Source organism: Burkholderia cepacia (assembly GCF_029962485.1).
Taxonomy (GTDB): domain Bacteria; phylum Pseudomonadota; class Gammaproteobacteria; order Burkholderiales; family Burkholderiaceae; genus Burkholderia.
The window spans coordinates 2,907,364-2,928,253 of the sequence record NZ_CP073638.1 but is presented as its reverse complement, the minus strand read 5'-3'; the positions used below and the strand labels follow the sequence as shown (position 1 = coordinate 2,928,253).

Sequence of the window (20,890 nt, the reverse complement as noted above, 5' to 3'; positions counted from 1 at the left end):
CGTCATGCGGCACGGCGCCGTCGGAACGATCGAAACGGAAAGTGGTTCGCCGCTACACGGCGAGGTGACGACGCAGGCACGCGACCTGAGTCGCGCCTGCATTCAGCGAAAAATCGGGAAACGGCAGTCCGGCTGGCCCCGCGGATAGGCGTCTCATGGTGTGGTCTCCATACGTACGCTTGATTCGTTATCGTGATGCGTCGTTTGTCGAGACTATGATCGGACCATTCAAACAAGTAAATGGATGCAGAGTTCCAAACGAATGAAACCGCGCGATCCTAGCGTTTACACGGTATTTGACAGATTTTCAAACAGCCTTCATTTTATTTGCTCAGACAAATACCGGAGCCGTGGAACACGCGTTTGAACAGCCACCACCAATCCGCGCCGAGCCAAGCCAGCCGGCCTTCGGCGTCCCGCACGCATGTTGCAGCGCAACCTTACACGTCGATGATCGCGAGCGTGCCGTGGCTGCCGGGCAGCACTGCGTGGCGGGTGCCGGCATGCGCGAGATACATCTGCCCGGCCCCGACCACGACCGTTTCCGCTTCGACTTCGAGCATCAGCGTGCCGTCGAGCACCAGCAGCCCCTCGTTGTAGTCGTGCACTTCCGCTTCGTACGGCTGCGCATCCATGCGCAGCACCTTGATCCGGGCCGGCCCGACCTCGCCGACGATCGTGGACTTCCATGCGGCGGCCTGGGCGTCCGCCACGGATTTGAAATCGATCAAAGACATGCGCCCCGCTCCGAGAACGATGAAAGGAACGCATTATCGCGAGCGCGATGCGTGCCGTCCCGGTACGGCGCAAGGGCCTTCGGGCAGCACAGTCGGCGCGCCGCGCGCGCGGCAACGCGGCCACGGCCCGATTCGGCAAAATTGCGCCGAATTGTTCGTTCAGTTCAAATAAAACTCGCCTTTGTTGATCGTTGCACGCTTGATTCACGCAAATCCGGCACTGGCAATGCCCGGCTTTTCCATCAGAATGCATTTCGATCTACCGATTGCTAATATGGCGGTCCCGCGATCCCGCACCACAACGCCGTTCGACATGACGCCCGTTCGCCATGCCGTCCCCGGTCCCGGCCGCTTCGCAGCGGCGGCGACACCGGGCACGCACAGCGCACTGCGTCGCGCCGGCCGGCCGTGCCATCCGTGAGCATGCAACCGATCCTTTCCGTCTCCGACCTCTCCAAGACTTACGCGTCCGGCTTCCAGGCGCTGAAGCACGTGACCCTCGACATCCGCCCCGGCGAGATCTTCGCGCTGCTCGGGCCGAACGGCGCCGGCAAGACCACGCTGATCGGCTCGATCTGCGGCATCGTCACGCCGACCGAAGGCCGCGTGACGGTCGGCGGCCACGACATCCGCGATCAATACCGCGCGGCCCGCGAAATGATCGGCCTCGTGCCGCAGGAGCTGACCACCGACGCGTTCGAAACCGTCTGGGCGACCGTGTCGTTCAGCCGCGGGCTGTTCGGCAAGGCGCCCGATCCCGCGTACATCGAGAAGACGCTGAAGGCGCTGTCGCTGTGGGACAAGCGCGACAACAAGCTGATGACGCTGTCGGGCGGCATGAAGCGCCGCGTGATGATCGCGAAGGCGCTGTCGCACGAGCCGCGCATCCTGTTCCTCGACGAACCGACGGCCGGCGTCGACGTCGAGCTGCGCCGCGACATGTGGAAGCTCGTCGATTCGCTGCGCGAAAGCGGCGTGACGATCCTGCTGACCACGCACTACATCGAGGAAGCCGAGGAGATGGCCGACCGGATCGGCATCATCCTCGGCGGCGAGCTCGTGCTCGTCGAGGAAAAGCGCGAGCTGATGCGCAAGCTCGGCAAGAAGCAGCTGACCGTGCAGCTCGAGCACCCGCTCGCGGACGTGCCGCCCGCGCTCGTGCCGTTCGGGCTCGAACGCGCGGACGACGGCGCCGCACTCGTCTACACGTACGACTCGCATCGCGACGATGCGAGCATCGCGAAGCTGATCAACGCGCTCGGCTCGGCCGGCATCGGCTTCCGCGACCTGCACACGACGCAGAGCTCGCTCGAGGACATTTTCGTCAGCCTGATCGACAACCGCCGCAACGGCGTGCAAGGAGCCTGACGCATGAACTGGCATGGAATCCGCGCGATCTACCGCGCAGAAATGGCCCGCACGCGCCGCACGCTGATGCAGAGCATCATCGCGCCGGTGATCTCGACGTCGCTGTATTTCGTCGTGTTCGGCTCCGCGATCGGCTCGCGCATCAGCGACGTGAACGGGATCGGCTACGGGTCGTTCATCGTGCCGGGCCTCGTGATGCTGTCGCTGCTGTCGCAGAGCATCTCGAACGCATCGTTCGGCATCTACTTCCCGCGCTTCACGGGCACGATCTACGAGATACTCTCCGCGCCCGTGTCGTACTGGGAGATCGTGATCGCGTACGTCGGCGCGGCCGCGTCGAAGTCGATGCTGCTCGGCGTGATCATCCTCGCCACGGCCGGCCTGTTCGTGCCGCTGCACATCCTGCATCCGTTCTGGATGGTGCTGTTCCTCGTGCTGACGGCGGTCACGTTCAGCCTGTTCGGTTTCGTGATCGGCATCTGGGCCGACAGCTTCGAGAAGCTGCAGCTCGTGCCGCTCCTCATCATCACGCCGCTCACGTTCCTCGGCGGCAGCTTCTACTCGGTCGACATGCTGCCGCCCGCGTGGCGCGTCATCACGCTGTTCAACCCGATCGTCTACCTGGTCAGCGGCTTCCGCTGGTCGTTCTACGGGCTCGCCGACGTGCACGTGTGGATCAGCCTCGGCGCGACCGGGCTGTTCCTCGCGATCCTGCTCGCGATCGTCGCGTGGATGTTCCGCACCGGCTACAAGCTGAAGAACTGACGTGGCACGCGCCGCCCGCCGATGACGCATTTGGGCAAGCAGGCGGCGTTTTTCCTCTGATGCGGCAGTTTGTGGTCGCGTCTACTGAACATGAAGCATCGGGGCCCTGGAGCATGCGCTGCGCGGCCCCATTTTCATTTCAGAGGACGCCATGCCCGCCGCCACCGCTCCCGCCTCCGCCGCCGCCCGGCTCGAACGCCTGCCGTTCTCCGGCTATCACAAGCGGATCTTCTTCATCATCGCGATCGCGTTCTTCTTCGACTCGGTCGACCTCGGCACGATGACGTTCGTGCTCGGCTCGATCCGCAAGGAGTTCGGGCTGTCGACCGCGGCCGCCGGCCTCGTCGCGAGCGCGAGCTTCTTCGGGATGGTGATCGGCGCGGCCGTCGCCGGCCTGCTCGCCGACCGCTTCGGCCGCCGGCCCGTGTTCCAGTGGAGCATGGTGCTGTGGGGCGCCGCGTCGTACCTGTGTTCGACCGCGCAGAGCGTCGACGCGCTGATCGTCTACCGCGTGCTGCTCGGCATCGGGATGGGGATGGAATTCCCGGTCGCGCAAACTTTGCTGTCCGAGTTCGTGCCGACCGAGAAGCGCGGCCGCCTGATCGCGCTGATGGACGGCTTCTGGCCGCTCGGCTTCATCACGGCCGGCATCGTCGCGTACTTCGTGCTGCCGCAGTTCGGCTGGCGCACCGTGTTCGCCCTGCTCGCGATTCCCGCGGTGTTCGTGCTCGTCGTGCGCCGCATCGTGCCGGAATCGCCGCGCTGGCTCGAGCACGCGGGCCGGCACACGGAAGCCGACACGGTGATGCACACGATCGAGGCGAAGGTGATGCGCTCGGCCGGCGTCACGACGCTGCCGCCGCCATCGCGGCTCGCGGAACCGGTTGTCGCACGCGGCCACGGCGCGCTGCGCGAGATCTGGAGCGGCGTGTACCGTCGCCGCACGGTGATGGTGTGGCTGCTGTGGTTCTTCGCGCTGCTCGGCTTCTACGGCCTCACCTCGTGGCTCGGTGCGCTGCTGCAGCAAGCCGGCTTCGAAGTCACGAAATCGGTGTTCTACACGGTGCTGATCTCGCTCGGCGGCGTGCCGGGCTTCCTGTGCGCCGCATGGCTCGTCGAACGCTGGGGGCGCAAGCCGACCTGTATCGCGTCGCTGATCGGCGGCGGCGCGATGGCGTATGCGTATGGCCAGAGCGCGCTGTACGGCGGCAGCACGACGCTGCTGATCGTCACGGGCCTCGCGATGCAGTTCTTCCTGTTCGGGATGTGGGCCGCGCTGTACACGTACACGCCCGAGCTGTACGGCACCGGTGCGCGCGCGACGGGGTCGGGCTTCGCATCGGCGATCGGGCGCGTCGGTTCGCTGATCGGGCCTTACGTGGTCGGCGTCGTGCTGCCGGTGTTCGGCCAGGGTGGTGTGTTCACGCTCGGTGCGCTGTCGTTCATCGCGGCGGCAATCGCCGTGTGGACGCTCGGAATCGAGACGAAGGGGCTCGCGCTGGAGCAACTCGCGGCCGGCGACGGGACGGGTGGCGACGGGCGGTATCCGGCGACGGCAGCGGACAAGCTGTCCTGACCGACGGGGTTCGCTTTCGGGCAGGGAACGCGTTCAGCGCCGTTCCCGGCCGCTGGCCGCTGCGCAAACTGACGGGCTCCGCATCCGGTGCGACGCTGCTAGACTGCATCGACGTACCGGTTCACGCACGGCCCTTGCCCGACAGGTCGCGACGATCGCGCGACGGTGCCGTCCCGCCCCACTCCCCGCGTGAGGATTGCATCGATGGACCACGCCCGTATCGAAGAAATCCGCAGCGGCCTGTTTCGCGCGACGACCTACATCGACAAGCTGAAGCTCGGTTTCAGCCAGTTCTTCGTCCGCGCGCAGGACGGCGACGTCGTCTGCATCGAAACGGGTACGCGCGCCAATTTTCCGCAACTGAGCGCGAGCCTCGCGACCGTCGGCATCATGCCGTCGATGGTGAGCAGCGTGATCGTTCCGCATTTCGAGGTCGACGAGATGGGCGCGCTGCCCGACTTTCTCGCGGCCAATCCGGCGCTCGTCGCGTACGGCCATCCGATGTGCACGCACGGGCTGGCCGATATCTTCGGGGTGCGTGTGAAGCCGCTGAAGGACGGCGAACCGACGATGATTTCAGGCGTCGACGTCGTGCCGGTCTTTACGAAGCATGTGCACCAATGGGATGCGCTGGTCGTGTACCTGCCGGCGTACAGGGCGCTGCTGTCGTCGGACATCCTGATGCGCTTCGGCGACGAGGAAACGGACGACCCGTTGCCGGTCATCCTCGACTCGATCCGGCGCTCGGACTACCTGCCGTCGCTCGCGCACATGGCGAGCGCGCTGCGCCGCATCCAGGCGCTCGATCTCGACATCATCCTGCCGATGCACGGCCCGGCGATCACGCACGACATCCCGCGCGTGCTCGCCGGTGCGATCGCGCACTGCGAAGCCGCCGCCGCGTAAGCCGCGGCGGCGGCCATTCAACGTTGGTGCGTGCAGCCGGTGCCGGTCAGGCGCCGGCGACGACGAACTCTTCGGCCGCCTTGCGCTGGACCGCGGCCATCACGGCCAGTTCGCGCTTGCTGCGCGTGTCGCCGGACACGACACCCGTCGCGTTCTTCGCCTTCGCGCCCAGCGGGAAAAACACAAACGACGCGCCGGCCGGCGCGGCCGGTTCCGCACGCAGGCGTTTGTTCAGGATCTTCAGGTATTTCTTCTTCGAGACTTCTTTAGCAGCCATGGCATCCTCCGCGTCAACGTGGTGAGGATCAGCATACCAGTTTTGGCAGCACGCTCCGCGGCGGCGCCCGCCGGTTCGCCCGCCGTCAAAAATTCTTCGTGCGCGATGTCGATTCGCGTGATTCCCGCGCGTCGTGCTGTCGTAACCGATCGTTTTGCCGTCGATTCGCTGGCGGTCCCCCGATTCATTATTCAGGAGATAAGACAATGCGCGTCATGGTCATCGTCAAAGCCACCGCCGATTCCGAATCCGGCCGGATGCCCGACACCGAATGCATGGCCGAAATGGGCCGCTTCAATGAAGCGCTGGCGAAAGCCGGCATCCTGCTCGCCGCGGACGGTTTGCACGCAAGCATGCGCGGCAAGCGCGTGCATTTTTCCGGCAAGGACCGCTCCGTCGTCGACGGCCCGTTCGCCGAAACGAAGGAACTCATCGCCGGCTACTGGCTGTGGCAGGTGAAATCGATGGAAGAAGCCGTCGAATGGGTGAAGCGCTGCCCGAACCCGATGCCGGGCGACTCCGACATCGAGATCCGCCCGCTGCTCGAGGCCGAGGATTTCAGCCCGGCATTCATCGCCGAACTGCAGGCGCAGAAAGCGCGGCTGAGTGCGGAACTCGACGCACGGCAGAAATCCTGAGCGGCAGGCGGGCGCAACCCACGCGCCCGCCCCGACGAGCCGGTTGACGAGCGCCCTCTGAGTAACGTATCGTTTTGATACGTTACTCAGAGGGCGCCATTCGTCATGCATTCCCGTTTCGACCGTTTCCGCACAACCGCGCTCGGCGCCCAGCTCGAAGCGCTGATCGAACAACCCGAGCGCTATCTCGAGTTCGCGGCGCTGTCGCGTGTGGGCGTCGCCGCGATCGGCGCGATCCAGGACGAGATCGTCGGCAAATTCCCCGAAATCGAAACCGATACGACGGCCCGCCAGTTCTGCGGCGCGATGGTCGCGGAAGTCATGCGCCGCCACAGCCACGAGGTCGTGCAGGCGCGCGGGCGGCTCGGCGGTACGCTGTTCAGCTATGGCGCGGTATTCAGCGCATTTCCGCACCGGCTGCCGTTCGCCGACGTCGTCGCCACGCTGGCCCGCATGCCCGACCGGCTCGCCGCCTTTGCCGCGCACGTGCCGGTCGCACTGGCCACGCGCCGCCCGGCCGGCACCGGCTTTTCGCTCGTCGAGCATGCATGCCACCTGCGCGACCTCGACGCCGTGTTTGCCGAACGCATCGACGTCGTGCGCACGGCCGAGCTGCCCGTGATCGAGTCGGTCGACGGCACCGTGCTCGCCGCGCAGCGTGACTACCTCGCGCAGCCGCTCAACCCCGCCGTCGACGCATTCCGCACGCGCCGCGCCGCGCTATGCGCGACCGCCGCCGCGCTGGAACCGTCGCAGCTCGCGCGCTGCGGGCTGCGCGACGGCATCCGCCGCATGTCGCTCGACGAACTCGTGCGCGAACTGCTCGACCACGACCGCACGCACGTGCTCGAACTCGACGAACTGCTGGCCGAACTCGACTTGCCACCCCTTCCCTCCGTATCCGCGGAATGACCGAGCCCACGCCCGTCGTATTCATTCACGGTTTCATCGGCACGTTCGACGTGCGTGGATGGCACGCGCCCGACTGGGCGCTCGCACGCTGCGCCGGCTTCGATACGATCGCGGGCTGCGGGCACTTGATCCCGGCCGAGCGGCCTGATGCGTTTCGCGATGCAATCGGGCGCATCGTCTGCGCGCCGCCCGCCTGACAACTCGTAGGATTCACCGAAATATGGTTGAAAGGCACGGTTGCTAGAGTCGCCGAAACAGGGTTTCCCCGGCGCACGGCGCCGGACTGGGTCGACACATGCAAGGATCGATGAACCTGGCGCGTACCTTCTGGCTGCTTCTGCTGCTGGCCGTCACGAGCCCTGCCTTCGCGTTTCATGCGCGGGTCGTCGCGATCCCGAGCGCCGCGATGAGCGAGACGCTGAAGGCGACGGTCGTGCTGCCCGACGATTACGCGCGCGGCAACCGCGGCGACGAACGCTATCCGGTCGTCTATCTGCTGCACGGCTCGGGCGGCGACCATACCGACTGGACGTCGAACACGCACATCGCCGCGCTCGCCGACCGCTATCACGTGATCCTCGTGATGCCTGACGGCGGGCACGAAAGCTGGTACATCGACAGCCCGTTCGATTCGGGCAGCCGCTACGAAACCTTCATCGGCGATGAAGTCGTGTCCTACGTCGATCTGCATTTCCGCACGATCGCGGCGCAGCACGCGCGCGCGATCACCGGGCTCAGCATGGGCGGCTTCGGCGCACTGCGCATCGCACTCGACCGGCCCGACACGTTCGGCGCGGCCGGCAGCATCAGCGGCGCGGTCGATCCGCGCTGCTGCGCGGACGAGCCGGGCATCGATCACGTGTTCGGCGATCCCGGACGCCATCCGTCATTCTGGAACCGCAACGTCATCGTCGAAAGCGCGCGCGCGTTCGTGCGTGCCCATCTCGACCTGACGATCGATTGCGGCCGCGACGATTCATTCGTCGGCTCGAACCGCACGCTGCACGAACGACTGCTCGCGCTCGGCGTGCCGCACGACTACACGGAGCGGCCCGGCGGTCATACGTGGGATTACTGGGCGAATGCGATCCGCTACCAGATGCGGTTCTTCGCGACCTCGTTCCAGCATCGCGGCTACGCGTACCGTCCCGCACCTGCCGCGCCGGGCATGACACGCGCGGGCTGACGCGTACGCCGCGCCGCCGCGCGGCCCGGTGCACGCGGTGGTACGATGCGCGGGCATCGACCATCCGACACCTTCCATGCCGCGCGACAACTTTGCGGACCTGCTCGCCTTCATCGCCGTCGCGCGCGAGCGCAGCTTCACGCGTGCGGCCGCCCAGCTCGGCGTGTCGCAATCGGCACTCAGTCACACCATCCGGTCACTCGAAACGCGCCTCGGCGTACGGTTGCTCACGCGCACGACGCGCAGCGTCGCGCCGACCGAAGCCGGCGAGCGACTGCTGCGCAACCTCGCGCCGCGCTTCGACGAAATCGAGGCCGAGCTGTCGGCGCTCGCGGAACTGCGCGACAAGCCGGCCGGCACCGTGCGCATCAACGCGACCGACTATGTGATCCGCACGCTGCTGTGGCCGAAGCTCGCGCCGATGCTGCGCGACTATCACGAACTGAAGGTCGAGTTCGTGACCGACTACGGGCTGTCCGACATCGTCGCCGAACGCTTCGACATCGGCGTACGGCTCGGCGACCAGGTCGCGAAGGACATGATCGCCGTGCGCATCTCGCCCGACCTGAAGATGGCGATCGTCGGCGCGCCCGCTTATTTCGCGGAACGTGCCCGGCCCGAAACGCCGCAGGATCTCGTCACGCACGACGGCATCAACCTGCGCCTGCCGACGCACGGCGCGCTGTACGCATGGGAACTCGCGCGTGGCGACGAGTCGCTGCAGGTGCGCGTCGACGGGCAGGTCACGTTCAACGGCACGTACGAAATGCTCGACGCGGCACTCGCGGGCTACGGGCTCGCTTATGTGCCCGCCGAACTCGCGGCGCCGCATGTTGCCGCCGGCCGCCTCGACAGCGTGCTCGACGACTGGTGCCCGACGTTCCCCGGCCATCACCTGTATTACGCGAGTCGGCGGCAGTCCTCGCGCGCACTCGCGGTGATCGTCGATGCGCTGCGCTATCGCGCATGAGCCGGGCCGCAGGCGGCGGCGACCCGCCGCGATTCATGAATCCGGTCGATAAGTGCATGCGAATTATTGGGGATTATCGATAGGCGTGCCGGTGACTACCATCGTCGGTGTTCCCCATGTCCCCCGGAGCCCTCGATGTCCGAACCGACCTCTCCCGCGCACAAGGCATTCGGCGCCATCGCGCCCGCCCTCGCCGACTACACCGACAACGTGCTGTTCGGCGACGTCTGGCAGCGTGCCGGCCTGTCGCCGCGCGATCGCAGCCTTGTCACGGTCGCGAGCCTCGTGTCGCTGTATCGTGTCAACGAACTGCCGTTCCACCTGAAGAAAGCGCTCGACAACGGCCTCACGCGCGACGAGCTGATCGAGGCGATCACGCACCTCGCGTTCTACTCCGGCTGGCCGACCGCAAGCTCGGCGCTGCCGATCGCGCAGCGCGTGTTCGACGAAGCCGGCGTTTAAGCACGGCCCTTCATTCAACCGGCAGGCGCACGCCTGCATGGAGCCTCACATGGATTACCGCTATCTCGGGCGCAGCGCGCTCAAGGTGTCGCCGCTGTGTCTCGGCGCAATGATGTTCGGCGGCGAGACCGACGAAGCGACATCGGCGCGCATCATCGACAAGGCATTCGACCAGGGCGTCAATTTCATCGACACGGCCGACGTCTATCACGCCGGCCGCTCGGAACAGGTCGTCGGCCGCGCGATCGCGCCGCGTCGCGACAGCTGGATCGTCGCGACGAAATTCGGCTATCCGGCCGGGCCGGACGCCGGGCCGAACCGGCAGGGCCAGTCGCGCAAATGGATCTTCGAATCGGTCGATGCGAGCCTGAAGCGGCTCGGCACCGATTACATCGACATCCTCTATTTCCATCGCGCGCTGACCGACGCCCCGCTCGACGAAGGCATGCGCGCGATCGCCGACCTGATCCGGCAAGGCAAGGTGCGCTACTTCGGGCTGTCGAACTTCAAGGGCTGGCGCATCGCCGAGATCGTGCGGCTCGCCGATCAGCTCGGCATCGATCGTCCGGTCGCGAGCGAACCGCTGTACAACCTCGTCGATCGCTCGGCCGAGGTCGAACAGCTTCCGGCCGCCGCGCATTACGGGATCGGCGTCGTGCCGTACAGCCCGCTCGCGCGCGGCGTGCTGACCGGCAAGTACGCGGTGGATGCGCAGCCGCCCGCCGATTCACGCGCCGGGCGCGGCGACCGGCGCATCCAGCAGACGGAATGGCGGCCCGAATCGTTGCATATCGCGCAGAAGGTGGCCGCGCACGCGGCTTCACGCGGCACGACGTCGGTCGCGTTTGCGCTGGCATGGGTCATGAAGAACCGCATCGTCAGCTCCACGATCGCGGGGCCGCGCACCGAAGCGCACTGGGACAGCTACATCGATGCGCTGACGCTCGAACTCGGCCCCGACGACGAACGATTCGTCGATGCACTCGTGCCGCCCGGGCACGTATCGACGCACGGCTACACCGATCCCGGCTATCCGGTCGAAGGCCGCAAGGTCTGAAGTCGGAGCGGGATGATGGACTGACATGCCGGGCAAGACGCCCGGCATGAGGTGGCTCGCGCGTCGCCCGACGCGCGAAGAAAACGGCAGCGACGAATCGGTCAGTTGCCGTGCGCGGCGTCCGCGCCAACGATGCGATCGAAAAATTCCTCGGCACGCGCCAGCTCGTCGAGTGCGCGATCGAGGCGCGACATCGCGCGTGCGTATTCGGCCGACGAAGCTTCGTCATCGCTTTCGCCACGCACCGCGCGAAACGCCTGGTCGACGTTGCGCGTGGCTTCGACGAAGCGCTGCGCAGCCTGCGCTTCCCGCGAACAGATGTGGGTCGACATCGACACTCCTCCCTCAGGATTGCAGTGTGAAGCACGCCGACGCTCAGTGTGCGTGGTGCGCATGTCGGCGGCGTGACCCGCGACCCATCGCGCGTCGGCGCATCGGCCGCCGCGCAGCGCGCTCCGTGCCGATTGTCCCTCTGCGCCCGCCGATCCGCTACGGCGAGATTGCAACAAAGTCTTGCGCGACCGGCTTCTCGCTGTTCGTCACGCGCGCCCGATGCGCGGATGGGCAAGCCCTGCAAACGCAGCCACTTCTCCCGGCGACAGGTCGAACAGGTCGCCGGTGAGATCGCGCGGATGCTCGGCCGCCGGACGGTTGCGCAAGCGCGCCCCATGCGTGGGCGCAACATACGCGGCCGCCGTTTCGATCGGCGGCACGTCGAACAGATCGCGCGTGACGCCGCGCACGGCGTCCGTCGGCGAACGGCCGCGCAGGCGCGCGACGAGTTCGACGAAGCGATCGAAATCGCCTGCGCGCGTGGCCTTGTTCACTTCCGCGAGATCGCGCGCCTTCAGTACGCACGGCTGCGCGAGCCGCACGAAATACGGTGCCTCGAGCTCGACCGACAGCGCGAGCGGATAGCTCTTGCCCGTCTGCTCCTTCGCACGCCCGACACAATCGACCACGGCCGCACCCTGTGCGGCACCGAGCGGCTTGCCGGTGCTCACGCTGCGCAGATGGTCGGGAAACACGCGCAACTGCGTGCCGACCGTCAGCGCGGTGGATGACGCACACACGAGTGCGTAGTGCTGTTCGCGACGCCGGCCCGACGGCAACGTCGAGCGGCTGGCGATGAACGTATGCGGCGGCAACGGCCGCACTTGCCCGCTCGCGTCGACCCAGGCATTCCACAACAGCGCGTCCTTGCGCTCGCCCGCGCGCGGGCGCGAGGCGACCGGCGAAAACAGCGCGAGCAGCGAGCCCGTGCGATGCGCGGCGACTTGCGCGCTGCTGCCGAGCGGCTGGTTGATGCCCCACAGAAAACGCCCGCCCCCGAGCCGGCGCTCCCATTCCTTGCGGAGCACGACGGTCGGCAGTTCCTCGCCGGACTCGGTACCGATCTTGGTCCAGCAGAACGTGGGTGGGAGGTGTTTCAGTGTCATCAACTTTCTCGGGATACAGCCTCGCTGGTGACAGCAAGCCCATTCAACAGCCGTAACTGTATAGGTATAATGCATCGCATGGAAGCCCCGGACCAAGATTTTCCCGTTCAAGACCTGTTGCGCCGCCTGATGGCAGATACACGCTCGTCAAGCGAAATTGCGCGACTTTCCGGGGTCAGCCAACCGACCGTATCGCGCCTGCGGCTATCGAATGGACGGCGGCTGCGCCGCAGCGCGCCATTCAACAAGCTATGCAGTTTCTATGGAGTCGATACGGAGCCGTCGCGCCGTCGTTACAACGACCTGCTGCGCGACGCGATCGTCGACGCGTGGGACGGGTCGGACGAGCACGGGCGCGCGCTGCTGGTCGTGATCCAGGGGCTGAAGGATCTGCAGGCGAAGGCGGATGACGGGTGATCGCCGGCCAGTGACGCATGGCACATGGCGCGCGATCGGCGCGCCGCTGCCGGAATCGCGAAAGCCGGCGAGAAGGACAAGAAGATGCCGCGCAACACGATGCGTGTTCCACGCAAATACGGGCGATATGCCCTGTTTGAATCAAGGAAAATCGGGCGCTGCGCCGGACGCGCGCTTCCCCGCTCACGCCATCAAGCAAACCTCGAGAACCGGTTTCAAACGTCACCGCGAAATTGCAGCGGCAGCAGCGTCTGTTCGCAACGCCCGAGCTTCGTCCGGACTGCGTCAAGCCTCACTCGTCAAGGATGACGAATGACTTACATAATCGCTTCCCGTTTATAAAAAACACGCTTTGAAGCGATTATCTAAACTTTTTAAATACAATCAAAAAAAGTTTGACGCGTCGTTTTCTTTCTTGCTATCTTTCCCCGCAAGAAATACCGCCGCGAAATCGAATTCACATCGGGAAATCAACGACCCGACAATTAACTTCCGTTTTTATTACGTCTTGCAAGGACGGTAGCCAATTCGTAAGTCGCGATATCTGCTCGCGACGCAAAGCTCCCGCTTCACCGGTCATCCCGCTCCGCTTCAGGCGGACGAGGACGATATCGACATCTCACCCGGATGACCGGGACATTCGATCTCGCCCGCAGCACCTCACACGAAACACGCGTACCCCGTCGTCGCCCGACAATGTATCGCCCGCTTATACGGATTAGATACATTGGATTCCTAATTACGTGATAACGCGTTGAAGCGCATTCGCAGCAGATTGCAGGGAACGAGAAGGTCGGCACGCGCACCGTTGCGGCGACGCGGGCCGGCACGATAGAGGGCCGTGCGCGGGATCGACGTTCGCGATGAGTGAATCCGATACCTGGACCGGCCATCCAATCTTGATGGTGGGAGGGGGAGGAAAACTTATGTCGCCTTGAATCACGCCGGTCGGTCCGGTCTTGCGTCAGGTTGCATGCGCCGCCCTGCCGCTACCCGCGATCCGGGTCGCGCGCTGCGCCGGTTCTTCGTCGAAATCTCGGAGCTCACAATGCAGAGAACTCAGCACGTCAATCGCACACTCTCGCAACGCTTTGCCCTCGCCGCACTGCCCCTCGCGGTAGCCGCCACGCTGGCACCGCTGCCCGCCCAGGCCACAACCAGCTGGGTGCCGACCCGCACCACCGCTTTCCTGTTGTCGAACGCGCCCGCCGCGGCTGCTTCGGCCGCGTCGCAGGCCCAGCCTGCGTACTCGCTCAACAGCGTCGGCACGCCCGCGCTCACCGACACGCACGTGACGCCGCTCGAACTGAGCCAGCCGCTGCATGTCACCGTGGTGCTGAAGAACCGCAACACCGACCAGCTCGACGCGTTCCTGCGCGACGTCAACCAGCCGGGCAGCGCGAACTACCGCAAGTACCTGACGCCCGCCCAGTTCAAGGCGCGCTTCGCGCCGACCGACGACCAGGTCGCGGCCGTCGTGGCCCACCTGAAGGCGAACGGCTTCAGCAACGTCACGGTGTCGGAGAACAACACGCTGGTCTCCGCCGACGGCAACGCGAGCAACGCGCAAAACGGCTTCCACGCGAGCATCAAGCGCTTCAACTATCGCGGCAAGCCCGTCTTCGCGAACGATTCGGCCGCACTGATCCCGGCGTCGCTCGGCCCGGTCGTCGATGCGGTGCTCGGCCTGCAGAACGCCGCCGTGCCGCACCGCCTGCTCCACCGCTTCGCGCCGGCCGCCGTCATCGAACCGAACAAGATCGCGAAGAATGCGACTGCCGCGTCGCAGCAAGTCGGCCACCAGCCGACCGATTTCGCGAAGATCTACGACGCGAGCGGCCTGCCTGCCGCGACCAACACCACGGTGGGCATCATCACCTGGGGCGACATGACCCAGACCATCGCCGACCTGAACACCTTCACGCAGAATGCCGGCCTGGCGACCGTCAACACGGCGGTGGTCGCGGGCGGGTCGGGCACGCTGGCCGACGACGGCGATCCGGGCGAATGGGATCTCGACAGCCAGGACATCATCGGCACGTCCGGCGGCGTCAAGCAGCTGATCTTCTACTCGGCGGTGAACGGCGACAGCAGCGACAGCGGCCTCACCGACGCGACGCTGACCGCGGCGTACAACAAGGCCGTGACCGACAACAAGGCGACCGTCATCAACGTGTCGCTCGGCCTCGACGAAACCGCCGCGAACTCCGACGGCTCGCTCGCCGCCGACGACGCCGTATTCAAGCAGGCCGTCGCGCAGGGCCAGGTCTTCTCGGTCTCGGCCGGCGACGCGGGCGTCTATCAATGGTCGACGTCGCCGCAAGGCGCGCCCGGCTACATCGGCACGTACAACGGCACGTCGGTCAGGACGACGATCAACCTGTCGAAGTACAGCGTGTCGTCGCCCGCGAGTTCGCCGTATGTCGTCGCGGTCGGCGGCACGACGCTCTCGACCACCGGCACCACGACGTGGGCCGGCGAAACCGTGTGGAACGAAGGCGTCGCGTACGCGGATCTCGACAGCAACGGCAACCCGGTCGACAACGCGGTGCGGATCTGGGCGACGGGCGGCGGCGTGAGCGCGTTCGAAACCGCGCCGAGCTGGCAGACGGCCGCGCTCGGCAGCACGGTGACGAAGCGCGTGGTGCCCGACGTGGCGTTCGACGCCGCGCAATCGACGGGCGCGTACATCGTCATCAACGGGCAGACCAACCAGCTCGTCGGCGGCACGAGCCTCGCATCGCCGATCTTCGTCGGCGGCTGGGCGCGGGTCGAATCGGCGAACAACAACAGCCTCGGCCTGCCGACGTCGGCGTTCTACCAGAACCTCCCGACCAATACGTCGCTGCTCCACGACGTGACCTCGGGCAACAACGGTTATAGCAGCCACGGCTATACCGCGAAGGCCGGCTGGGACGACGATACGGGCTTCGGCAGCCTGGACTTCGCGAAGGTCAGCGCGAGTTCCGCGAAGTAACACCCCGGCGCGATACGGCGCGGCGGCGCTGCCGCGTCGTGTCGCGCCCGGCACGACGGTCGGCCACAGCGCCGGCATCCATCACCTGTTCCGACGCGCGCATCCGGCCGGATGACCGGTACCCGCTCGTCCGGCCCCCGGCCGTCGGAAGACGGCCGCGCAAAAACGGACAACGCGCCGTGCCGATCTAGACGTTTACCCGACCTCAAGTCGGCGGCTATGCAGCCGTCATGTCAGGAGCGCACGCCCAAAATTCGTCAAGGACCGGCCAAGCGCATCCACCAGGAGACCCAGCAACGTGAACTTCTTCGGAATCGGCCGCGGCCACCGTTCGTCGCGCGCGCTCGTCGGCGACATCGCCGAGCAGGCCGGCAGGCTCGGCATCGAGATCTGCGATGTGTCGGGTCACGTCGAGGAAGTCGCGGCCCGCGTCGCCAGACAGGCGGAGGTCTGCCACACGCTGCGCGAATCGGCCGCCGTCACGTTGCGCGGCAACCATCGGATCGCCGAGGCCGCGCAGCAGGTGCGCGCCGTGAGCGCGAACGCATCGAACGCGGTCCACCAGTCGCAACAGACGATCGAGGCGTCGCTCGCCGACATCCACGGACTCGTCGAGGGCGTCACGTCGATCGGCAACCAGATGGGCGCGCTGCGCGATGCGCTCGATCACGTACGGGCCGTGTCCGAAGAGATCTCCGTGATCGCGCGACAGACCCACCTGCTCGCGCTGAACGCCGCGATCGAGGCCGCCCGCGCCGGCGATTCGGGCCGCAGCTTCGCCGTCGTCGCAGCCGAGGTCAAGAACCTGTCCGCCAAGACCGGACAGGCGACGGCCCAGATCGAGACGACCCTCGCGCGCCTTGCCGAGCAGACCGAACACCTGATCGCGGAAGGAACCGACAACGCCGCGCGCGCGCATCGCGTGCGCGAGGGCACGCGTACGATCGGCGAGGTCGTGCACGCGACCGGGCATGCGATCACCGAGCTCGCCGGCGAGGCCGAACAGATCGCGTCGCTGACCGACGAAATCGAGACGCAATGCCACCGCCTCGACGAACAGGTCGGCGAGATGGCATCCGGCGTCGAGGATTCGAGCGACAACTTCTCGCAGGCCAAGGACCGGCTCGGCAACCTGCTCTCCGTCTCCGAGACGCTCATCGAACTCACGGCCGCGACCGGCATCGAATCGCCCGACACGCGCCTGATCGACACGGCGCGGAATACGGCCGCCGCGATCGGCAAGCGCTTCGAGGAAGCGGTCGGGCGCGGCGATATCGCACTCGACGCGCTCTTCGACGCGAACTACGTGCCGATCCCCGGCACCGACCCGCAGCAGTTCATGACGCGCTTCACCGACTTCACCGACCGCATGCTGCCGGCCATCCAGGAGCCGGTACTCGGGATCGACGCACGCATCGTCTATTGCGCGAGCTTCGACCGGCAGTGCTACCTGCCGACCCACAACCGGAAATTCTCACTGCCCCAGCGCGCGGACGCCGCGTGGAACGCCGCGAACTGCCGGAATCGCCGGATCTACACGGACCGCACGGCGCGCACTTCCGTGTCGCATACCAAGCCGTTCCTGCTGCAGACCTATCGGCGCGACATGGGCAACGGCAACTTCGCGCTGATGAAGGACGTTTCCGCACCCATCGTCGTCGGCGGACGGCAATGGGGGGTGCTGCGGATCGGCTACAGCGTCTGAGTCGGGGCCTGCATCGGCAGGCCGTCGCCTTCTACTGTTCGAGCCCCGTGACGGCACGAAATGACCGTGCCGATATCCGTCGCCGGCACTATGATGGTTCAATCAGCCGCATCGGAGCGAACCATGAATCGGGACGAAGACTTCGTCGTGCGCACCATGTCGGCCGACGAAGTCGCCATGTCCGTCGAATGGGCTGCCGCGGAAGGCTGGAACCCCGGCCTGCACGACCCGCACTGTTTCAGGGAAGCGGACCCGGCCGGTTTCTTCATCGGCTTCTGGCGCAACGAGCCAGTCGCATGCCTCGCCGCGGTCGCCTACGACGAACGTTTCGGCTTCATCGGCCTCTACATCGTCAAACCCGGGTTTCGCGGCAAAGGCTTCGGCATGCGGATCTGGCAGCACGGCATGCGCTACCTCGGCGATCGCAACATCGGGCTCGACGGCGTCGTTGCGCAGCAGGCAAACTACCGGAAATCCGGCTTCCGGCTCGCGTACCGCAACATCCGCTATCAGGGGCACGTGAGCGGCATCGGATGCGCGCTGGCGACCGCGGCTGCCGATGTACCGTTCGACCAGTTGCTTGCGTACGATCGCCAGTGTTTCCCCGCCGCGCGCGAACGCTTCGTCTCCGCATGGATCGCGCAGCCGGATGCCGTTGCGCTCGCAACAGTCGATGCCGGGCGTGTCGCCGGATACGGGGTCATACGCCGCTGCAAGGCCGGCTGCAAGATCGGCCCGCTGTTCGCCGACGACGCGGATGTCGCCACCGGGCTGTTTCGTGCGCTGGCTGCGCGCATGCCCGGCGAGGTCATCGTGCTCGACGTACCGGAGACGAACCCCGCTGCCGTCGCGCTGGCCGAAGCACACGGCATGACGCGCGTGTTCGAAACCGCACGGATGTACACGCAAGACGCACCAGCGATTGCGATCGATCGCGTGTTCGGGGTAACGTCGTTCGAGTTGGGCTGACGGAGCGGACGGCCCGAGCGCATCGTCCGCAAACGGCAACGCCACGGCCCCGCCAGCAACCGACAGCCCGCCCCCGCTACTGCTCCAGTCCCACCCCCAACGGCCGCTGATCGCTGCGCCCGTGATCGTCGACCACCCGCACCGTATAGTTGCCGGCCGTCCTCGGCTGCCAGAACAGCACATCGCCCGGCGTACTGCGGCCGACGTACGCATCGTTGACGAACCAGTACAGCGCATGCGCGCTCGCATCGGCCGTCGCGTTGAACGCGATGCGCGTCTCCTCGGTGCGCTTCACGCGCATCGCATACGTACTGCCGCGCAGCGGCGACGTGATCCGCGGCGGATCGCCTTCGACCTGCCCGGCATCGCGACAGTCCGCATTCTGCGGCGGCCGCCTGCGTGGCACACCAGCCTGCGCGAACACCTGCTGCAGATCCGACGGCCAGAACTCGAAGATCTCCGTATGCGTGCGCTTGCCATCGTACGGCGGGCATGCGGCCTTCCCCGTCGCATCGTCGATCACGACGGGCCGGTGCACGGTGCTCACGCGAATCGGCGACGTGCCGGGAATGAACCACGTCCAGCCCTGCTGCGGACACCACTCGTTCGGCAGATCGCCACTCGCGAGACAGATCCGCACGCGCTTCAGCCGCGGCGGCATCGCGCGCGGCGGCTCGACGAGCGCGCGCTCGGCATTCATCGCGTCGACGACCTGGAAGAACAGCGGCGCGGCCGCATCGACGCCGACGAACGCCGTATTCGTCGAATTGTCGAAATTGCCGACCCACACGACCAGCACGTACGGGCCGAACACGCCGGCCGTCCACGCATCGCGAAACGACCATGACGTGCCGGTCTTCCAGTACACGGGCACGCTCGACGGCTGTGCGCCGCTCGTCTCGTCGGGACGCAGGTGCTGGCGCAGCATGTCCATCGTCATGTAGCTCGCGTCGGCGCTGAGCAAGCGCCGGCCGGGCAGCGCCGGCTCGTCCGCGCGCAGCCGCAGCGGCCGGAGTTCGCCGCGATTCGCGAGCATCGCGTACAGCGCCGCGAGATCCTGCATCGTCACCTCGCCGCCGCCGAGCACGAGCGCGAGCCCGTAGTGCTGTGCGCTCGCAAGCCGGCGCACGCCGGCTTCCTGCAGGAACTGGTACAGATCAGGCGACTTGAGCTGCGACGCGACCCATACGGCCGGCACGTTGCGGCTGCGGTTCAGCGCGTCGGTTGCCGTGATCGGCCCGAGGAAATGGCCGTCGAAATTTTCCGGCGCATACGGGCCGAACGAAGTCGGCACATCGCGCAGTACCGTCTGCGGATGCAGCACACCCTGGTCGAACCCGAGCGCATAGATGAACGGCTTGAGCGTCGAGCCCGGCGAGCGCCGCGCGAGCGTACCGTTCACCTGCCCGTCGATGGTGCGGTCGAAGAAGTTCGCGGAGCCGGCGAGCGCCTTTACACCCATGTCGCGCGTATCGACGAGGATGGCCGCCGCGTTGCGCACGCCGCGCGTGTCGTTGCGTGCGACATAGCGCGCGATCTGTCGCTCGAGCGTGCGCTGCAGATCGAGATCGAGCGTCGTCACGAGCCGCGCACCGGCATCGCCGTCGCCTGCCGCGCTGCCCGACGTCGTGCGCCACGCGCTGCGCGCCGCGAGCGCCTGGTCGACCGCATGCGGCGCGTCGAACGGCAGCGCGGACAGCGGCCGCATCGCGAGCGGCAACGCGAACAGCGGCTTCAGCGACGCATCGCCCGGATGCTTCGTCAGCCAGCGCGCATACAGCCGGTTGCGCGACGTGGCGAGCGAGCGATTGATCTCGTCCTGCCCGCCGCGCACGCGCCGTGCGGGATCCTGCGGAATCACCGCGAGCGCGAGCGCTTCGGGCAGCGTCAGCGCATCGGGCATCCGGTCGAAATAGACGACGCTCGCGGTGCCCGCGCCTTCGACGTTGCGGCCGTACGGCGCGTCGTTCAGATAGGCTTCGAGGATCTGCCGCTTCGAATAGAACAGTTCGAGCTGCATCGCGCGCGCGACTTGCACGAGCTTGCCGGCCGGCGTGCGCGTGTTCAGCTTCCACAGCGAGCGTGCGAGCTGCATGGTCAGCGTCGACCCGCCCTGCGGATTGCCGCCGCGCACGTACGTGATCCACACGCCGCGCGCGAGCCCGTACGGGTTGAAGCCCGGATGCCACCAGAACCAGCGGTCCTCGTGCAGCATTACGGCTTCGACGAGTTGCGGCGACATCCGGTCGAGCGGCACCCACAGCCGGTAGCGGTCGTCCTTCGCGAGCGTCAGGCGCAGCAACCGGCCTTGCGCGTCCGTCACTGCAACCGACGATGGCTTCCAGTCGCGCAGCGGCGGATGCGGCCACAGCCGGCACGCGGCCAGCGAGCCGAACACGAGCAGCGCGCCGACGAGCCAGTTCTGCCAGCGATGCAGCCAGCGGCCGGCGCCGTGCAGCGCGCGCCGGAGCACGGATGCTTCAGCCACGCGCGGGTGCTCCGCGCGTTCGACACGGCCTGCGACGCTGT

General features: G+C 66.6%; 20 protein-coding genes. 15 read left to right on the top strand and 5 right to left on the bottom strand.

The annotated features are described in order from the left end of the window. Window positions 1–440 precede the first annotated feature (440 nt). Complete coding sequence (locus KEC55_RS29580; protein WP_282508615.1) at window positions 441–737, bottom strand: cupin domain-containing protein; 297 nt, start codon at window positions 735–737, stop codon at window positions 441–443. Between the two features lie 423 nt (window positions 738–1,160). Between KEC55_RS29580 and KEC55_RS29575 the strand changes: the two genes are divergently transcribed. The 4 genes from KEC55_RS29575 (at window position 1,161) to KEC55_RS29560 (ending at window position 5,352) form a co-directional block, all read left to right on the top strand. Next, window positions 1,161–2,105, top strand: a complete 945-nt coding sequence (locus tag KEC55_RS29575; protein WP_282508614.1) for an ABC transporter ATP-binding protein — start codon at window positions 1,161–1,163, stop codon at window positions 2,103–2,105. Window positions 2,106–2,108: 3 nt separating this feature from the next. Further along, the gene (locus KEC55_RS29570) at window positions 2,109–2,870 is read left to right on the top strand and encodes an ABC transporter permease (RefSeq protein ID WP_282508613.1); all 762 of its coding nucleotides are present in this window, start codon (window positions 2,109–2,111) and stop codon (window positions 2,868–2,870) included. Window positions 2,871–3,021: 151 nt separating this feature from the next. Beyond that, window positions 3,022–4,446: an MFS transporter gene (locus KEC55_RS29565; protein WP_282508612.1), complete on the top strand. Its 1,425-nt coding sequence runs from the start codon at window positions 3,022–3,024 to the stop codon at window positions 4,444–4,446. Between the two features lie 204 nt (window positions 4,447–4,650). Further along, complete coding sequence (locus KEC55_RS29560) at window positions 4,651–5,352, top strand: MBL fold metallo-hydrolase (protein ID WP_282508611.1); 702 nt, start codon at window positions 4,651–4,653, stop codon at window positions 5,350–5,352. A 46-nt stretch (window positions 5,353–5,398) separates the two neighbouring features. Here the strand turns inward: KEC55_RS29560 and KEC55_RS29555 are convergent, their stop codons facing one another. After that, window positions 5,399–5,629 carry a hypothetical protein gene (locus tag KEC55_RS29555; protein ID WP_046549636.1) on the bottom strand — a complete coding sequence of 77 codons (231 nt, stop codon included), beginning with the start codon at window positions 5,627–5,629 and terminating at the stop codon, window positions 5,399–5,401. Window positions 5,630–5,835: 206 nt separating this feature from the next. On the opposite strand from KEC55_RS29555, the gene KEC55_RS29550 reads away from it, so the two are divergent. The 7 genes from KEC55_RS29550 to KEC55_RS29520 all read left to right on the top strand — a co-directional run bounded on the left by KEC55_RS29550 (window position 5,836) and on the right by KEC55_RS29520 (window position 10,854). After that, on the top strand, window positions 5,836–6,267 hold the full coding sequence (locus KEC55_RS29550) for a YciI family protein (RefSeq protein WP_282511462.1): 432 nt from the start codon (window positions 5,836–5,838) through the stop codon (window positions 6,265–6,267). Window positions 6,268–6,372: 105 nt separating this feature from the next. Next, the gene (locus KEC55_RS29545; RefSeq protein ID WP_282508610.1) at window positions 6,373–7,179 is read left to right on the top strand and encodes a DinB family protein; all 807 of its coding nucleotides are present in this window, start codon (window positions 6,373–6,375) and stop codon (window positions 7,177–7,179) included. Further along, entirely contained in the window at window positions 7,176–7,376 is a 201-nt protein-coding gene (locus KEC55_RS29540) for a hypothetical protein (protein ID WP_432626303.1), read from the top strand. The genes KEC55_RS29545 and KEC55_RS29540 overlap by 4 nt, the downstream gene beginning before the upstream one ends. A gap of 110 nt (window positions 7,377–7,486) precedes the next feature. Further along, complete coding sequence (locus KEC55_RS29535; RefSeq protein WP_282511460.1) at window positions 7,487–8,365, top strand: alpha/beta hydrolase; 879 nt, start codon at window positions 7,487–7,489, stop codon at window positions 8,363–8,365. A 76-nt stretch (window positions 8,366–8,441) separates the two neighbouring features. Continuing rightward, a complete protein-coding gene (locus tag KEC55_RS29530) occupies window positions 8,442–9,335 on the top strand; it encodes a LysR family transcriptional regulator (protein ID WP_282508609.1) in 894 nt (297 codons plus the stop codon). Between the two features lie 135 nt (window positions 9,336–9,470). Then, entirely contained in the window at window positions 9,471–9,797 is a 327-nt protein-coding gene (locus KEC55_RS29525) for a carboxymuconolactone decarboxylase family protein (RefSeq protein WP_059239151.1), read from the top strand. Window positions 9,798–9,846: 49 nt separating this feature from the next. Continuing rightward, window positions 9,847–10,854: an aldo/keto reductase gene (locus KEC55_RS29520; protein WP_282508608.1), complete on the top strand. Its 1,008-nt coding sequence runs from the start codon at window positions 9,847–9,849 to the stop codon at window positions 10,852–10,854. A 101-nt stretch (window positions 10,855–10,955) separates the two neighbouring features. Here KEC55_RS29520 and KEC55_RS29515 read toward each other — a convergent pair whose 3' ends face one another. Next, window positions 10,956–11,186 carry a hypothetical protein gene (locus KEC55_RS29515; RefSeq protein WP_282508607.1) on the bottom strand — a complete coding sequence of 77 codons (231 nt, stop codon included), beginning with the start codon at window positions 11,184–11,186 and terminating at the stop codon, window positions 10,956–10,958. A 207-nt stretch (window positions 11,187–11,393) separates the two neighbouring features. Further along, window positions 11,394–12,293 (bottom strand): hypothetical protein, encoded by a 900-nt coding sequence (locus tag KEC55_RS29510; RefSeq protein WP_176048409.1) that lies wholly within the window; start codon window positions 12,291–12,293, stop codon window positions 11,394–11,396. A gap of 78 nt (window positions 12,294–12,371) precedes the next feature. On the opposite strand from KEC55_RS29510, the gene KEC55_RS29505 reads away from it, so the two are divergent. The 4 genes from KEC55_RS29505 (at window position 12,372) to KEC55_RS29490 (ending at window position 18,361) form a co-directional block, all read left to right on the top strand. Next, window positions 12,372–12,710, top strand: coding sequence for a helix-turn-helix domain-containing protein (locus tag KEC55_RS29505; RefSeq protein WP_012339501.1), 339 nt, complete (start codon window positions 12,372–12,374; stop codon window positions 12,708–12,710). A 1,048-nt stretch (window positions 12,711–13,758) separates the two neighbouring features. Beyond that, window positions 13,759–15,687: a S53 family peptidase gene (locus KEC55_RS29500; RefSeq protein ID WP_282508606.1), complete on the top strand. Its 1,929-nt coding sequence runs from the start codon at window positions 13,759–13,761 to the stop codon at window positions 15,685–15,687. A 298-nt stretch (window positions 15,688–15,985) separates the two neighbouring features. After that, window positions 15,986–17,392: a methyl-accepting chemotaxis protein gene (locus KEC55_RS29495; protein ID WP_282508605.1), complete on the top strand. Its 1,407-nt coding sequence runs from the start codon at window positions 15,986–15,988 to the stop codon at window positions 17,390–17,392. 123 nt (window positions 17,393–17,515) lie between these two features. Next, window positions 17,516–18,361 (top strand): GNAT family N-acetyltransferase, encoded by an 846-nt coding sequence (locus tag KEC55_RS29490; RefSeq protein WP_282508604.1) that lies wholly within the window; start codon window positions 17,516–17,518, stop codon window positions 18,359–18,361. Between the two features lie 76 nt (window positions 18,362–18,437). Here the strand turns inward: KEC55_RS29490 and pbpC are convergent, their stop codons facing one another. Then, window positions 18,438–20,849, bottom strand: coding sequence for a penicillin-binding protein 1C (gene pbpC / locus KEC55_RS29485; protein WP_282508603.1), 2,412 nt, complete (start codon window positions 20,847–20,849; stop codon window positions 18,438–18,440). Window positions 20,850–20,890: the final 41 nt, after the last annotated feature.

Bases quoted from the DNA above. Each gene is read 5' to 3' on its own strand.
- KEC55_RS29580 (WP_282508615.1), bottom strand. From the start codon at position 737: ATGTCTTTGATCGATTTCAAATCCGTGGCGGACGCCCAGGCCGCCGCA.
- KEC55_RS29575 (WP_282508614.1), top strand. From the start codon at position 1,161: ATGCAACCGATCCTTTCCGTCTCCGACCTCTCCAAGACTTACGCGTCC.
- KEC55_RS29570 (WP_282508613.1), top strand. From the start codon at position 2,109: ATGAACTGGCATGGAATCCGCGCGATCTACCGCGCAGAAATGGCCCGC.
- KEC55_RS29565 (WP_282508612.1), top strand. From the start codon at position 3,022: ATGCCCGCCGCCACCGCTCCCGCCTCCGCCGCCGCCCGGCTCGAACGC.
- KEC55_RS29560 (WP_282508611.1), top strand. From the start codon at position 4,651: ATGGACCACGCCCGTATCGAAGAAATCCGCAGCGGCCTGTTTCGCGCG.
- KEC55_RS29555 (WP_046549636.1), bottom strand. From the start codon at position 5,629: ATGGCTGCTAAAGAAGTCTCGAAGAAGAAATACCTGAAGATCCTGAAC.
- KEC55_RS29550 (WP_282511462.1), top strand. From the start codon at position 5,836: ATGCGCGTCATGGTCATCGTCAAAGCCACCGCCGATTCCGAATCCGGC.
- KEC55_RS29545 (WP_282508610.1), top strand. From the start codon at position 6,373: ATGCATTCCCGTTTCGACCGTTTCCGCACAACCGCGCTCGGCGCCCAG.
- KEC55_RS29540 (WP_432626303.1), top strand. From the start codon at position 7,176: ATGACCGAGCCCACGCCCGTCGTATTCATTCACGGTTTCATCGGCACG.
- KEC55_RS29535 (WP_282511460.1), top strand. From the start codon at position 7,487: ATGAACCTGGCGCGTACCTTCTGGCTGCTTCTGCTGCTGGCCGTCACG.
- KEC55_RS29530 (WP_282508609.1), top strand. From the start codon at position 8,442: ATGCCGCGCGACAACTTTGCGGACCTGCTCGCCTTCATCGCCGTCGCG.
- KEC55_RS29525 (WP_059239151.1), top strand. From the start codon at position 9,471: ATGTCCGAACCGACCTCTCCCGCGCACAAGGCATTCGGCGCCATCGCG.
- KEC55_RS29520 (WP_282508608.1), top strand. From the start codon at position 9,847: ATGGATTACCGCTATCTCGGGCGCAGCGCGCTCAAGGTGTCGCCGCTG.
- KEC55_RS29515 (WP_282508607.1), bottom strand. From the start codon at position 11,186: ATGTCGACCCACATCTGTTCGCGGGAAGCGCAGGCTGCGCAGCGCTTC.
- KEC55_RS29510 (WP_176048409.1), bottom strand. From the start codon at position 12,293: ATGACACTGAAACACCTCCCACCCACGTTCTGCTGGACCAAGATCGGT.
- KEC55_RS29505 (WP_012339501.1), top strand. From the start codon at position 12,372: ATGGAAGCCCCGGACCAAGATTTTCCCGTTCAAGACCTGTTGCGCCGC.
- KEC55_RS29500 (WP_282508606.1), top strand. From the start codon at position 13,759: ATGCAGAGAACTCAGCACGTCAATCGCACACTCTCGCAACGCTTTGCC.
- KEC55_RS29490 (WP_282508604.1), top strand. From the start codon at position 17,516: ATGAATCGGGACGAAGACTTCGTCGTGCGCACCATGTCGGCCGACGAA.